At 28.4% G+C, this 15,732-nt stretch carries 13 protein-coding genes; 1 reads left to right on the forward strand and 12 read right to left on the reverse strand.

The window, feature by feature from the left end; genetic code table 11:
* Positions 1-246: 246 nt before the first annotated feature.
* A complete protein-coding gene (locus tag RBH29_RS05135; RefSeq protein ID WP_306695692.1) occupies positions 247-2,679 on the forward strand; it encodes a YARHG domain-containing protein in 2,433 nt (810 codons plus the stop codon).
* A gap of 181 nt (positions 2,680-2,860) precedes the next feature.
* On the opposite strand, the gene RBH29_RS05140 is transcribed toward RBH29_RS05135, so the two are convergent.
* The 12 genes from RBH29_RS05140 to RBH29_RS05195 all read right to left on the reverse strand — a co-directional run.
* The gene (locus RBH29_RS05140; RefSeq protein WP_306695693.1) at positions 2,861-4,075 is read right to left on the reverse strand and encodes a sensor histidine kinase; all 1,215 of its coding nucleotides are present in this window, start codon (positions 4,073-4,075) and stop codon (positions 2,861-2,863) included.
* A complete protein-coding gene (locus RBH29_RS05145) occupies positions 4,072-5,142 on the reverse strand; it encodes a cobalamin B12-binding domain-containing protein (RefSeq protein ID WP_306695694.1) in 1,071 nt (356 codons plus the stop codon). Before RBH29_RS05145 ends, RBH29_RS05140 begins: the two co-directional genes overlap by 4 nt.
* A 218-nt stretch (positions 5,143-5,360) precedes the next feature.
* A complete protein-coding gene (locus RBH29_RS05150; RefSeq protein WP_306695695.1) occupies positions 5,361-5,981 on the reverse strand; it encodes a 3'-5' exonuclease in 621 nt (206 codons plus the stop codon).
* Between the two features lie 139 nt (positions 5,982-6,120).
* Positions 6,121-6,483, reverse strand: coding sequence for a penicillin-binding transpeptidase domain-containing protein (locus tag RBH29_RS05155; protein ID WP_306695697.1), 363 nt, complete (start codon positions 6,481-6,483; stop codon positions 6,121-6,123).
* Positions 6,480-8,888 (reverse strand): M56 family metallopeptidase, encoded by a 2,409-nt coding sequence (locus tag RBH29_RS05160; protein WP_306695699.1) that lies wholly within the window; start codon positions 8,886-8,888, stop codon positions 6,480-6,482. The genes RBH29_RS05155 and RBH29_RS05160 overlap by 4 nt, the downstream gene beginning before the upstream one ends.
* Before the next feature lie 10 nt (positions 8,889-8,898).
* Positions 8,899-9,279 carry a BlaI/MecI/CopY family transcriptional regulator gene (locus tag RBH29_RS05165; RefSeq protein WP_306695700.1) on the reverse strand — a complete coding sequence of 127 codons (381 nt, stop codon included), beginning with the start codon at positions 9,277-9,279 and terminating at the stop codon, positions 8,899-8,901.
* A 251-nt stretch (positions 9,280-9,530) separates the two neighbouring features.
* Positions 9,531-10,529: a hypothetical protein gene (locus tag RBH29_RS05170; RefSeq protein ID WP_306695702.1), complete on the reverse strand. Its 999-nt coding sequence runs from the start codon at positions 10,527-10,529 to the stop codon at positions 9,531-9,533.
* A gap of 52 nt (positions 10,530-10,581) precedes the next feature.
* Positions 10,582-11,565 carry a Gfo/Idh/MocA family protein gene (locus tag RBH29_RS05175; protein ID WP_306695703.1) on the reverse strand — a complete coding sequence of 328 codons (984 nt, stop codon included), beginning with the start codon at positions 11,563-11,565 and terminating at the stop codon, positions 10,582-10,584.
* Between the two features lie 460 nt (positions 11,566-12,025).
* Positions 12,026-12,310, reverse strand: a complete 285-nt coding sequence (locus RBH29_RS05180) for a hypothetical protein (protein WP_306695704.1) — start codon at positions 12,308-12,310, stop codon at positions 12,026-12,028.
* A gap of 36 nt (positions 12,311-12,346) precedes the next feature.
* Positions 12,347-14,041 carry an S-layer homology domain-containing protein gene (locus RBH29_RS05185; protein WP_306695705.1) on the reverse strand — a complete coding sequence of 565 codons (1,695 nt, stop codon included), beginning with the start codon at positions 14,039-14,041 and terminating at the stop codon, positions 12,347-12,349.
* An 80-nt stretch (positions 14,042-14,121) separates the two neighbouring features.
* Positions 14,122-14,883 carry a vWA domain-containing protein gene (locus tag RBH29_RS05190; protein WP_306695706.1) on the reverse strand — a complete coding sequence of 254 codons (762 nt, stop codon included), beginning with the start codon at positions 14,881-14,883 and terminating at the stop codon, positions 14,122-14,124.
* Positions 14,884-14,916: 33 nt separating this feature from the next.
* Positions 14,917-15,732 (reverse strand): hypothetical protein (locus RBH29_RS05195; protein ID WP_306695707.1); only part of this gene is annotated, 816 nt, incomplete at its 5' end.

Below are 15,732 nucleotides of genomic sequence, written 5' to 3' on the forward strand. Positions count from 1 at the left end.
GAAGGTTTTATCCTTCTTTACAGTTTGTAATTTATGGATACACCCTTTATATTTTTTTTATGTAAATGAAAATATGAAATATCCTTCTTTACATTTATTTATATATCATATAAACCTTGAATTTTTAAAAAATAGATGATAAAATTACGGTAGGTAATGAAGGTAGTTTTATTAATTATTAAATTTTATTTTGTAATGTACATTATGTGATTAATGTATTTTTTGCTGGTTTTAGGGGAGATTTATGTGTTTAAATTTGAAAAGTTTATTATTTTAATTTTGGTGTTTTTTATTTTGTTTCCAACTCAAACTTGTTATACCAATTCATCTCCTGATATAATGAAGGGCAATACTTTATATCCTATTAATAATACCGATATACGACTTGAAAGTAAATCTATAAATATTAACTATGATACCTCAAAAGATGATAATTATAATGTTCATAAAATAGAAGCTATTTTTAGCTTTCACAATACAGGAAAGGCCACAAATCTTGAAATTGGATTTCCAAACACATCAAGCAACAAGGAAGCTCTAAAGGATTTTGAAGCTTTATCTTATCCTGATTTAATACCTTTTGAAGTTGAGCTTAATCTTAAAGAAGGAAAGATTTTGTCAGGAATAAAAGAATATTATCATTCTTCTTATTATGCTTGGAATATGCCATTTGAGCAAAATGAAAGACAGTCAATTGTTATAAGATATAACTTAAAAAGCCAAGGTGGAGTTGATTATACATTAAAAACAGGCTCTTTATGGAAAGGTCGTGTAAATAAAATAGATGTAAATGTAAAATTTCAGAAAGATGTTTCATTTTTAGAAATAGATGCACAGCCTAAAAACTATTACTATAATGGAAAGGGAATTGAGTGGCAATTTGAAAACATTGACCCTAATTTTGAACTCAATGTAGAACACGTACCTGTACCAGAATTCTATGAATTAAAAAGTGATTTTTATGTCCCATATCAAAGAGAATGTAATGGGTATATGTGGGATAAAAAACTGTTTTACATTGGCACAATGCTTGAAGAATATGATGATTATTTATTTAATCATTCTAATGAGGAAATGGTATTAGAAGAAATTAAAGAACGACTGGCTGTATGCGAATTAATTCGAAACGAAATATTTGCAAGAAATGGCTATATCTTCACAGAGCAAAAGTGGGATGATTTTTTTTCCACCCAGAGCTGGTACAAACCAGACGTGTTCTTTGATTACACAAAATTAAATGAAGTGGAAAAAATGAATATACAACAAATATCAAAATTTGAAGATGCGATGACCGATTTTGAAGATAAAACTTTTGATGAAGTTATCAAAAATCTTAAGGACTATTCATTAAAATATAATGACAACCAAAAAATATCTTATACAAATTCTAAACTAAATAGAACTTATTCTGAAATTATAAACCAACAAGAACGAATTGAAAAGAATCGTAACAAATTTCAAGAATTAATTATAATTCCTGATAAATTTACTGAGTTTAAAACTACCTATAATTCTTACAACCTGCCATCTACTGATACAGAAAATTTTGATGCGAAAAATATGTATATTTATAAAAATGGTATTATAAAAATAACAGATGATAGTTCTGATACATTAATTCTAGATAAAGATGATTCTATTTATAAGCTTGCAGATTTAGATTCAATGAAGTTAAGTAGTATAAGTCCCAACGGTAAATATGTTATTATGTATGGTGACAATAATATACCTGGATTTGTCAGTGATGATATATATCTTATATCAGTCTCTAATGGTGTTGGCTACTTAATAGCCAATGGAGATTATAATGATTATCAATTTATATGGTCATGCAATGATTCTCTTCAATACAGAAATTTAAAAAAAGATACAAATGTTATTAAATATTTCAATTCAGAAAACAAAACTTTTTCTACAAAAGTTATTCCTATTTCTGATTTTGAAAGATTTTATTTGTCTAAAGATGATACTTCAGCTGTGCTTCAATCAGAAAATACTATATATCATTATATGAATGGACAGCAAAAACAATCAATAAGAAAAATAATTGAGAATGGAAATCTTATAGGATTTTGCACCTCAAATGATAAAATTTTGTTTCATAATAATCATAAAGTATATGAATATGATCTTTCTGATGGTACTAAAAATAAACTAGTTTCTACAGAGCATCCAATATGGAAAACTGAGTTAATACACAATCATATGTTTATTTTCTATAGTGGATTTGATGTGATTTACTGTTATAATTATAAATCAAACTCTTTAAATAAGTTTGATGGTATATCTAATGGTAAAAACTTTAATTTTTCACCTGAAGGTGATAACCTTTTATTTGACACATACAATTATTCAACCCCAGATGAATTAAATTCATACATATTTTATAGCAAAAATAATTTAAAAGTTCCTTTAAATATTAAAAGTACTAAATCTAAATGGATTGATAACAGCAATTTTGTTTATTATTCATATGATTTAGATACAAACGAAATAATAAAAACAAGTACTAGCATAACAGCTGATTCAACAGAATATTATGATACACATTCAAAATCTATCAGTACTAGAAGCAATTCGGATTTTCAAAATCTATTTAATTATATAGCATTCGGATTATTAATAATTTTATTATTTGTTTATTGGTTTTATAAAAAGAAAACAAAAACTTCTAATTAAAAGATTTTAGATGGTTTTTGTTTTTTCCTCTCCCCAATTAGACAAAATTTTTATTTTGTCTAATTGGGGATTCATTTTTATATGTTTATAAGTTCTTTTAATGAAGCTTATTTTAATCAATCCTTATATTGTTTTTTTGTTGGCTGTTTATTTTAGACTTACTTTAATAGAAACTAATAAATTAAACTGATTTACCAAGAGGTACTGTAAAGCTAAATTCTGTGCCTTTATTAAGCTGACTTTTTACATAAATATCCCCATTATTTTTTTTGGCAAATGTCTTGCACATCAATAAACCAAAACCCGAACCTTTTTCTCCATTTGTGCCTTGATTTGTAGTGCTTTTTTTTAAGTTAAATAAGCTTTGAATTGCTTCTTCACTAATACCAACTCCATTATCTATAACAGATATAATTGCCTTTTCTTCATAAATTGATGATTTTACAATTACTTTTCCACCTTCATGGGTAAATTTTATTGCATTAGTAATAAGGTTTCTAAGAATTATTGATATAAGCCTTTTGTCTGCACAAACTGATGGTATAGCTTCATAATCAACATATAAATTAATATTCTTGCCTTTTGCAATACCTCTCAATAATTCTACTGTCTCCTCAACTATATCATCTAAATAAAAATTTTGTGATATAATTCTAAAAGTTCCATTTTGACATTTTGACCACTCTACTAAATCGTCTAAAAGAGATAAAGTGTTTTGAGATATACTGGTTAAATTTTTAAATATCCCTTCTTTTAAAAGCTCCCCCCCATCTTCGGTTTCATTTATAAGCTGTAAAATTTGAATAATACTTGCTAAAGGACTTCTAATGTCGTGGGATATTATAGAAAGTATCATATTTTTTGTTCTAACTAATTCTTCTAGATTTTTGTTTAAGTCATTTTTTTTATCCAAAAGTTCTGTAACTTCTAAGTTTTTCTTTTGCAATTCCCTTTTTGTATTAATCAGCTCATTATTTAGATTACCTAAAAGGTCATAATCATTCGTAAATGGATTAAATTTTTTCATCTTATCTCTTATCAAATTTGTTTGCTCACTATTAATTTTTATTAAATCTTCATAAAGCTCAAAATAGTTTGAAAAAGCAACAATAATAAGTTTACCTTCTAGAGCAATGCCTGCAAGATTTAAGTTTATAATTATGCCTGAACATTCTTTAATTGAAACTTCCTGACCAAAAATACTTTTAACATTTCTAAGCTCATTAGCAAAGTCAAAAAATCTAACTAAACTATCCTCGTAAACTATTTTTAAAATAGATTCATCTTTTTTTATATCAATATCCATATTTTTTTTATCTATTAATTCTATTAGTTTAAGATTATAGTCACACATAGCAACAAAGCTTTTACTATTATTTGAATTAATTTTAATCACCTCTTTAGATCTAGCGATTGAACTTTTTGGTAAGCTTCTTCAAAATTTTTTGAGTATCCATCTGCACCAACTTTTTTCCATAGTTCAAAATCTACATTAAAAGGATATCCACCAACCATAATATATGAATTTAAACCTGCATTTCGTATTTTTATAATGAGTTCTTCAATTTTTATAATATTAAAAGGCATTGTGCAGGATATAGCAATTACATCTGGCAACTTATCTTTAGCAAATTGAACTATTGATTCATCTGGCATATTTGCTCCTAAATAATGAGTATCCCATTGGTTGCTTTCTATATAATCACATACCATTCTTATACCTAGTTCATGGAGTTCTCCATTTATACATGTTCCAACAAAAACATTTCCATTTTTTTTTGTTTTAAAAATTTTTTCATATAACAAAGACATAATAAACTGAGTTGTCGCTGTTGAATAATGTTCTTTTGCCACAGTTATTTTATTTAAATGCCACAGTCTCCCAAGCTCTAGTTGAAATGGCTGAAATATATATTTGTAAAAGTCTTTAATGCTTACATTTTTACTTAGCATATCTTTTATAACATTTACAGCTGAATTCTTATCAGCAGATAAAATATATTTTGTATAACTATTCAATTGCTCAAAATATGGATTATCAGTATATATAAACGTCTCTGGTTCTTTTATGTCATATTTAAGAGATTTAATACCTGCATCAATATATTCAGCTATTATATCAAATGTATTTAAACTAATTTTTTTTGAAATGACTCTTTTATATAAAACTTCTTTTGTTGACTGGTAAAAGATTTCAATAGTTTCATCTGGAACTTTAGTGTTTTTTAATAATATATAAAGCCATTTGATATATTCTGAAATAATTAATTTACTTCCCATCAATACTGCTGAGAAGAGATATTCAATATTGTATTTTGTATCTTCTATAGAATATTGATTCCCAACATTTTCATTTGAAGGTTGCAAATTGCATTGCATTTCAACTATTTCATCAGCAATTAATAATATATCGTTTTTAAGGTTTTGCATATCAGAAGAGAGTTTCAGAGTATTAGAATTCATTTGTATTCTCCTTTTTTTAGAAGTAATAACATTAGAAAAGCAAGCTTTAGTATTATTATATAACATTATTTTATCATTTTCAATTTTTTTTTAAATCATACTTTTTGCTTAGTACGCATTTTTTCATTTCAAAAACTAAAAAATACTGATACTCAAGCAAACAATTTATCTTAATCTAAAACTCCACCTTTTATAAGGTGGAGTTCCTCTTAATTAAATTAAACTTTTTTACCTATATTGGTTTTTTTAGCCGCAATGCTACAAGCTTCATATCCTCCTGGGTAAAGCTTCCCTACCCTCATACCTATTGTATCAGCAAGTAAGGCTGGATTATCCACTCTATTTTCAGCTAATGAAGCCAATAATACTTTCCCACATGCTATTGCATCTTCCTTGGCATTATGGTGTTTAAAATTAAAACCTATATGACCGCATACGGTATTAAGCTTATGATTTTCTAATCTGTCCCATGTCTTTGATGCTGCCTTATACGTGCAAAAATATTGAATTTCAGGACAAGGCAAGTCATACAAATCTAGAACATGTCGAAGACATGACATATCAAAGGCAGCATTATGTGCAGCTAAAATAGAATCTTTAAAATATGCCTGTATAATACTATACACTTCATTAAACTCTGGTGCATTTATAACATCCTCTTTTCTTATTCCATGAATTCTTGTATTTATAGGATGAAAATAATTATAATCCGGATGTGGTTTAATAAGCCACTCTTTTGAATCAAGTATTTCTCCATTTTCAATAATTGCTATTCCAACAGCACATATACTCCCTACAAACCTATTAGCCGTTTCAAAATCAATACATAAAATCCTCATTGAATACATTTCCCTTTCAAAAAATTCGATATAATTTTCCTGTTCTTATTTAAATACTACCTTTTTCTTTGAAAAAACACAACATAAAATATAAGTTTTTAAAAAATAAAACCCCCATCTCCTTTGTATGATTCTAATCTTAACTTTTAGGTTTGTTTAGATAATCTAAAACTTCACTTATTATGTCTTGTGCAACTTGTAATGCTAAATACTCACTTGAGTTTATATCTATTGCTGGTTCGTCAATTATTACTAAACATACAATTTCAGGATTATCATAAGGTGCAAAACCAGCAAAAGATGCAACTATATCTTCATTTCTTTTCATACTGCTACCAGAAATACCAGCCATTTTATAATCATTAAAAAGTCCGTCATTATCTGCATTCTCTACCCACTCTCTTAACATAACCTTTAAGGTATTTGCTGTTTCTTTAGATATCACAGTCCTTACTTTTTCAGACTGAATTATTTTTTCTCTTTCAGTTTCATCATCTATCATTTTTTTACAATTTGAGGTCTCATCATCTTTCCATCGTTTGCAATTGCACTATAGGCATTAATAAGTTGAATAGGTCTAATAGCAAATCCTTGACCAAATGAAGCTCTGGCTAAATCAAATTGAGAGGGCTCATGATGAATTAATACACTTGCTTCTTCTAGTAGGTCTATACCGGTTTTATCATAAAAGCCAAATGCTCTCACGTATTCATAAAAACTGTCAATCCCAAGCTCAAGTGCTATCTTTGCAAATGCTGGATTACATGAATTATTGAATGCCTCATGAAAAGATTCTACTTTATGAAAATCAGATTTGGAACATTCTATTTTGTAATCTTGTACAATAATTGATTGATTAGTAATAGCTGTTTTAGGTGTTAATATACCTTCTTCAAGAGCCCCAGCTGTTGTTATAGCACTAAAAGTTGAACCTGGAATAAAATAATCTGCAGTGCATTTGTTCCTCCAAACTGTTTCATAAAGATCGCAAACATCTTCCATGGTATATCCATTCCATGTTAAGGGATCTTTTCCAGGTGGGCAAGCCCAAGGATCATTTAAATCAAAATCTGGTTTTGATGCCATGGCAAGTATCTCTCCATTTTTAGGATCCATTATAATGGCAGCCGTTCCATTTAAAGCCCTACTGTCTTTTATGGCCTTATCTAAAAATCTAGATGCAATATGTTGAATATGGCTGTCTATAGTAAGCAGTACATTAAATTTATTTTCCAAATTAGTGTTATTTTCTTTATCAACCGTATAATCCGATACTTCTGATAAATACTTATCAAACACCAATTCTACACCTTCAAGCCCCTGATGTCCATGACCGGCAAAACCAATCACATGAGCTGCAAGGTTATCATTTGGGTAAAATCTATGATTTGCTTCTTCAACCATAACACCTTTAATGTTTTCATCTTTAATCCATTCTTTTATTTCATCTCCTATTTTTAAATCAACTTCTCTCTTAATAACTACATATCTTGAAAGTTTTTTTACCTGGGTCATTATATAATCTTGGGATATGTTTAATATATTACTAAGATTTTTAGATATTTCAGTCAGGTTTTGATTTGATTCTTCTATTTCCATTGGATTTAAAGCTATTTTATATGCCTCAACATCAATTGCTAAAACATAACCATTTCTATCTAGTATGGCACCTCTTTCTAATTGGCTTGCATTAGTTAAATTAGATGTATTGGCTCTAATAATATGAAAATCCAAATTTCTGTTTATAACAATACCAGATGCTACACCGAGTAAAATAACTAATATTAAAACAAAATTCCCTGTTTTAAATGAGCCTTTTTTCATTGTATTTATCAGTTTTAATCTCCACTCCATACTGCTTAATCTTCCCATGCTCATATTTGTTGTGTTGTATACCCAATAATTTTCTGAAAAATATCTTAGTATTTTCAAAAGTGTTTTAGCATAACTTTTTCGTTCTTTTGACTTTAAATATGATAATACCATTTGATCACATACAGGTTCTCTATCTTCATTGATTTTTTTAAATGCATACCAAATAAAAGGGTTAAACCAATGTACTATATTCAATATTAGCTGAAACATTGACATCAAAACATCTCTACCTTTGTAATGACACAATTCGTGTAAAATAACATGTCTCATTTCATCTGTACTAAGTATTTTTACTGCATCAAAATGTATTAGTAGCTTAGGGGCAAAAACCCCATAAATTGCAGGAGTCTTTATGTGTCCTTGAATAATAACAGGAATTTTTCTATTTATATTCAGCAGTTTTTTGCATTCATCTAAAATAACCTGCAATTCTGTATCCTTTTTTAATACTCTAGTTTTATTAATTTTACTCTTTAATATTATATTGATTACCATTATGTAAATAATGAGAAGCAATATTCCCAAAACCCAAATTTTACTACAAATTTCAAAAATACCTCTCACCAAAGCAGTATTACTGTTATTTGACTTAAATTCAATATTATTATCCAAAGAATTAATATGTGCTAAATCTTCATTTCTTTCTGAGTGTGAAAATACATTTTCTAGAGTTGTCTCTTCACTTATTGAGGAATTAATATATGAGGTATTAGACTCTATGGTATTAGACTCTTGTTTAGTTAAATCTTGAGAGTTTTCTTCGTATTTATTTTCATGAATTGTAATGCTCTCATACTTTTCTGAGAAAATGGGTATATTATCTTGTGATATATTAGGTGTGAACGGCACTATAAGCCTTACCATAAGTATAAACCAAATATAATAATGATATTTTACTGAAAGCTTGTTTTTAAATAATGTTTTAACTAAAAATATCAAAATTATAACTGCTATAGAAATTAATGAAACAAGCAAAATTTGAGAAAAAACATTCAATAAAGCATTTTCTATAAATATACTGTATTTATGCATAAGTTACCTCTCATTCTTCTTCATCAAAATTAATTAATTCTTTAAGCTTTTGTAATTCTTCCTTTGATACGTTTTTATTCTTTATAAAGCCTGCCATAAGCATACTTACTGAACCATCATAAACTTTTTTCAAAAAAGATTCACTTTCTTCTTTTATACACTCTTCTTTGCCAATCAGAGGAAAGTACTCTCTGATTTTCCCATTAACTTGATTAAATCCAACAGCTCCTTTTTCAACTAAACGTCGCAATAGCGTTTCTATGGTTTTTTTATTCCATGTGCTTTTTTTGCTTACATTTTTTACTATTTCTTTATTCACAAGTGGGGATTTTTCCCATAGCACTTTCATTATAATCCACTCTGAATCTGTTATTTGTGGTAGTTTAGCCATATTATTTCTCCTTTCCACTATAATTAAAATTTCGCCTTACAGATGTAATCTTAATTATAGCTTACATCTGTAAGGCGAAATTGTCAATACTTTTTTATTTAAATTTTTTAGTTATAAAAAAACTACCTTTGGTTTGGTAGTTTAAATTTTATTAAATATTAATTTTATCAAACTCTACTGTTCATCATTAATTCTAAAGATAAATTCATCTGTTAATTTAGAAATAGCTATGATTCTTTATCTAAACGAGTTCACTTGTCAAGATAAAACAATTCATCAGAAGTGGATTCCTTTATATCAATTATCTTTGTAACATATTGATCCTTATCTCTATAATACATATAAAATTTAATAGTTTGATTATCAATCCACTCAAACTTTTCAAATCTTCCCCAATTTTCACGCTCACCTATTCCATATTGTTCTTCTTCTAAATCCTCTTTAAGTATCGTTGTATCCCCAATTCTCAGCTTATTTGTAAAACATTCTATATTATCAATATAAAAAGCTATTGAGCCCGCTGAACTCCCCAATGTATATAAAACATGTTTTTCATCAGGACACCAGAATATTCCTTTTCTTGTTATTGTTCCAGGTTTCACCTCATTGTCAATAAAGGTTATTTCGTCTGTATTAATATCTATTACTCCTGTCAGGGTATCATGCATTGCTATTATATAGTGAGTTATTCCAAAAAAAATCTTAGTTTCACATGGTGACATCTTTATTCCAGAAAGGAACCCAAACCTTTCTGGATTTATTTCCTTACCTGCTATTATTAAAGGTTCTCCTCCTGTAATGTCATCCCACGACTTTTTCATGGATTGTTGAATGTCCTTAACAGTGTATAAAACTTTATCCTTTTCTATATGATAAATTTCTCTTAAGTCTATTAATTCTAACTTTTTAATCTCCTCACTCTCTAAGTCTTCATCGTTTTTTATTTGAGTTTCATCAACTGTTTCATCCTCTAATTCTTCATTGTTTTCTACTTGAGTTTCGTCACCTGCTTCATCCTCTAATTCTTTATTGTTTTCTGCTTGAGTTTCGTCAACTGCTTCATCCTTTAATTCTTCATCGTTTTCTACTTGATTTTCGTCAACTGCTTCATCCTCTAATTCTTCATCGTTTATTTCTTCAGAAATATCTACATTTCCTTTATTTAAGTCTTGCTTTTCATTTTCTTTTTCTGTTACTGTGCAGCCTGCTAAAAAAAACATAACCGTTATTATAATAATAAATTTACTCATAACCTATTCCTCCAATTTTTTATAAATTTAACTTTAGCTTTTATTTAAATCTTCAATCTTCAGGATATTTTAATCCCCATTGATTTCTGATTTCATCTAAAAGCTTCATAATCTTTAATGTCTCTTTATGTGGCATTAAATCACTTTCTAACTTACCATCCATTATACAATTCATAACCTCATTTGCTTCATAATTATATCCAGTTGATTTATATGGCTTTTCAATTATTTTTTCTTCACAGTCATTTAATTTTATACTCATTTTTGATGGATGAAAGAAATCTAAGATTCTAATATATCCTTTTGTGCCTGATATTAATGCTTCATGGGGTGTTTGTGATATAAAAGATGAAAAAAGATGAGCCATTTGACCATCATCATATTCAAAATAGTATGATGAGTGTTCATCTACACCAGTCTTTCCAAAATAACAACTGCTTTTTATAACCAAAGGAGTTGTTTTAAAAATCATATTTGCAAATGACACAGGATAAATGCCTAAATCAAGTAATGCTCCACCACCTAAACTAGGATTTTGCATTCTTCCATCAAAGTCTGGCTCCTTTCTAATTCCAAAATCAGCCCGAAGATATCTTATATCTCCTATTATTCCTTTATTAAGTAATGTATTTAACTCTATTATGCATGGAAAAAATTTAGTCCACATTGCTTCCATAATAAAAAGCTCTTTTTCTCTAGCTGTTTTTATAAGTTTTTGAGCCTGAGTTGAGTTTATAGTAAATGGTTTTTCGCACAAAACATGTTTTCCATGATTTAGACATAACATAGAATTTTCAAAGTGAAAGTTATGTGTTGTTGCTATATATACAACATCAACCTTAGGATTTTTTACAAGTTCAATGTAGTCGCAATAGTAGTTTGGTATGTTGTATTTAGAGGAAAACGCCTCTGCCTTTTTAGGAGTTTTAGATGCTACAGCATGTATTTCTGCATTTTCTAAAGTTTTAAGTCCCTGTACAAAAAGATGTGCAATGTTACCACAACCTAAAATTCCCCACCTTATTTTTTTACTCACTTTAATCTACCTCCCTTAATCTCTTTTTACTCCTATACCCTCACCTTCTAGTGCACAAGATATTTGCCATTTGCTACATTGCTTAAAAATTATAAAGCATCAACGATATTTGATTTCCCTCTGGCATTTGTCTCTATTAATACAGTTACTGGATCTATTTTAAAGTATTGAATCACTAATAGCTTTTTCAGTTAATAAATCTAATTTCTTTTATCATTTATTTCATACCTTCTTAATTATGATTATCCATTATTTCAATTCTTGCTTGAATAGCATAGCTAGCAGAATCTATATTTTATTGTATTTTATAATATATATTTTGTAAAGGACAGGTAAAATTAAGTGTAAAAAATCACAATGGATTTATAAAGCTTTAATAATTAAATCATTATTTATATAAATAAAAAAACTACCTTTTATTTGGTAGTTTAAATCTTATAAATATTAATTTTATCAAAATCTACTTTTCATCATTAATCTTTGAGATAAATTCATCGATGCTAGAAACCTTAGCTGCTAGCTTGTGCCATTTTCTTAACTTTTCCATATCTTTTTGCTTTCGTATAGTTTGCTCTAATTCTTGTGGAACATCTGATATTTCTTCTAATAATTCAAGAATAGATTCCATTTTCCCTTTTTCCATTCCTTTTTCTATTCCCTTGTCTAAATATTTGTTCTTCAAATTGAATTTTTCCATTATTCTCTCTAATCTTTCCATGTCTTTATCGGTTAATTTATATGTCATTTCATACACCTCATCTTATACTTCTAAACTTAATAACTAATGTTCAATATGTTTAAAAATTATAGCTGCTGCTTCTGCAAGAGTAATATTATTAAGTGGTCTGAAAGTATTGTCAGGATAACCTTGCACCAGTCCCAGTTCATTTGATTTAGAAATAAAACCTTTTGCATAGTTATGGATTTCATCATTATCTTTAAATGTCAATGGCTCACTTGACTCTCCTAAATCAAAAGCATTCATTAGCATTGTCACCATTTCCTGACGATTACAGTTTCTATGAGGCTTAAATGTTTTATCTTCATATCCATGTACTATTCCATTCATTTTAGCCGTAACCACATACCCATATGCCCAGTCAGGAATCTCGTCTTCATCTGCAAATTCTGATATTTCTTCTACAACAGGAAGCCCTAAAGTTTTTACTAAAAGCACTGTCAACTCTGCTCTTGTAAGTTGTCTATCAGGCTTTACAGTGCCATCAGAAAAACCTGAGATTATACCCAAATTATGTAATGCTTCTATCTGTTCTTCTGCCCAATGACCTTTTATGTCTGAAAAAGCTCCTGGTATTTCATCTTCTGGTTTCACAATAATTTCATCCTCTATATCTTTTTCTTCTTCTCTTTCTACAAGTATTGTATATTCTTTTTTATTTCCTGCTTCCGCGGTCACTATAATATTTACAATGTTGATACCTACTGCAAGATTATCTGCTCCTTGAATTCTTACTCTGGCTGAATCATCTTCAGTTGCAACTTTAACTTTTATACTGGTTGTATTATTATCTACTAAAGTGTCATAAACCAATGTATCTGGTTTAAATTCAGGTGAAATAGTTGCTCCTTCAATAGAAAGATTTTCAAGATTAGTATTATTAGAGATTAATCTTCCACTTCCTGTAATTCTTTTATATGAATCACTTACAGAAATTTTAACTGTATCTGTAAATCCACCATCATTAGTTACAACAGTTATAATTGTTTCTCCTTCTTCAAGTGCTTTAATATTACACTTTAATCCATCTGGTTCTATTGATACAATTGATGAATCCTCCACATGCCATAAAAGGTCTTGGTTGTCAGCATTATCAGGATTTAAAACAGCTGTAATTGTTGTATTTTCTCCTGTAGGCATTTTAACGTCACTTTCAGTTATTAATACTGAATCTACAGATATTATTCCCCTGTCTGCAACAGTGACATTAAATTTAGTTTCAACTCCATTTGAAGTTTTACCTGTAACCTCAATAGTCCCTTTAGACAAAGCTATTATCACACCATGCTCATTTATTTCTATTATTCCTAAATCTTTATCATATTCATAAGTAATCTTTTCTTCTATCACACTATCTGAATCAAACTTTGGTTTAATAACTATCCTTTCTCTTGGCTGCATTATTACATCATCAATATGAATAGATTCTGCTTCTTTAGATATTGTTACTACACAAACTAAAGTTCTATTTCCATCAGTAGCAGAAACAATTGCCCTACCATAATTTTTTGCAGTAACTACTCCTTTATCTGATACAGTTGCAATTTCTTTATTTGATGTATGCCATGATACTTTTGATGCCTCTTCACCAATAATATTTATTATTTCTGTTTCTCCAATTTTAGTTAAATCTATTCTTTTATCAATTTCCCACTCAACATTATATTTAGCTGTTTCATCAGCTTCTTCATCACTTAATGAGCCAATATTATCAACTGTTGCTTCACTTTCAGTCATATCTAAAGTGATAACATGGCCATTTTCATCTGTATCATACTTAAAATATGTAGCTGTTGCTGTTGTTTCTCCATCCTCGTCTAATGTAGATATTTCTGTTCCAAATTGTAATCTTCATCCCCATGATATTCAAACACTACTTTATAACCACTCTTAGGCATGTAAACAATAGCATTTAATCCTTCTTCAAAATCAGATGCTGTAGAGTGAAATCTAAATTCTTCATCTTCAAACCCCTTATTTGCAACATAGGAAAACGTATATTGTTCATCTTCAAAACTAATTGTATCTTCAACATTTTTTATTGAAGCAACAACATTTCCATCTTCATCTTCAATAAAAACCTCTACATTTTGTGGACTTTCCATGTATAGCTTTACATACTTAGACATACCAAGTCTCTCACTGCCATCATAGGACATTATCCTTGTATCAAGATAACCCAGACCATCTATAACTGTTTCTGGAATATCTCCTCCACCATCAACACTTAATTTATCAAGTGTATTAATCATGTCTTTTGTTGAATAGTGCCATGTTGAACCATCTAATTTATGCACCTTAGTTGAATCAACACCATCCACTTTAATATCACGATACTCTATAATGCTTATACGCAAATCTATTCCTTGATCTTCTAAATAGGTTGCAAAATCTGATATGTTGTTTTTTACATTATTTATGTGTGAATTCATTGAACCAGTTGTATCAATAACAAATGCCAAATCAACTTTTTCATTTGATTTATTTTGTGAATCTGAAGCAGTCATTACAGGTAGTGATGACGTTAGTATAATCATCACAACAAAAATTGAAAACAGTGCTTTAAAATTTCTTTTCATAAATATCAAACCTTCCCTATCAAAAATTTATTTTTAATTATTTTCATCTGCCTTTATAAATGCAATATCTCTTACATTTGTTCTTTCAAACTTAACCAACAATTTAGTTTCTTTAGTCTCTGGTATAAACTCATATAAGCATATAAAATCTGTTTTTTTAGGACTGTTGTCTAAAATTCCAAAGATTATTCTATTATCCACATATCTAGTACTTGAGTACTGAGATTCATTACTAAGTATTTCTTCTATACTTTTGTATAAATCGGGGTACTCATTAATAATTACATTCCCTTCTAAATATTTAATGCCTTTATCTACATAGTTGTAAAAAAATTCTTCCGTTTCATTTGTTTTTATATTATATTTAAATCTATATACTTCTCTATCCTCATCAACAAAAATATAATAAATATGATCCTTAAAAGGAAACACTTTTGTTATATTTCTTTCATTATATCTATCATTTGTACTTATAATCTTTTGTTTGGTCTTTTCATAATCTTCACTTTGACCATATAGACTCATTAATTCATTAAATTCCGATTCAGTTATGCTTTTTTTGGTTCCATATGTAGTATTCACCTTATGATATTCATAGTTATCTATCATAATCATTCCAGATTTTTGAGTAGAGACAATCATATCAGCTGGTTGGCTTTCAATATATTGATATCTTAAAACCGATCTAATTGAAAGTGCTGTTAAAATGATAGTAAAAACAATAGCTGTTATTATAATTATTTTTTTTACTTTTTTCTTGCTTTTTTCATTTAAATTATTTCTATAATGTTTGACAAACATAAACATTCCAATTCCCAATAAAATAAACAGAAAAAGTGCTATTAATCC

The organism is Herbivorax alkaliphila (genome assembly GCF_030848475.1).
Taxonomy (GTDB): Bacteria; Bacillota; Clostridia; order Acetivibrionales; family Acetivibrionaceae; genus Herbivorax.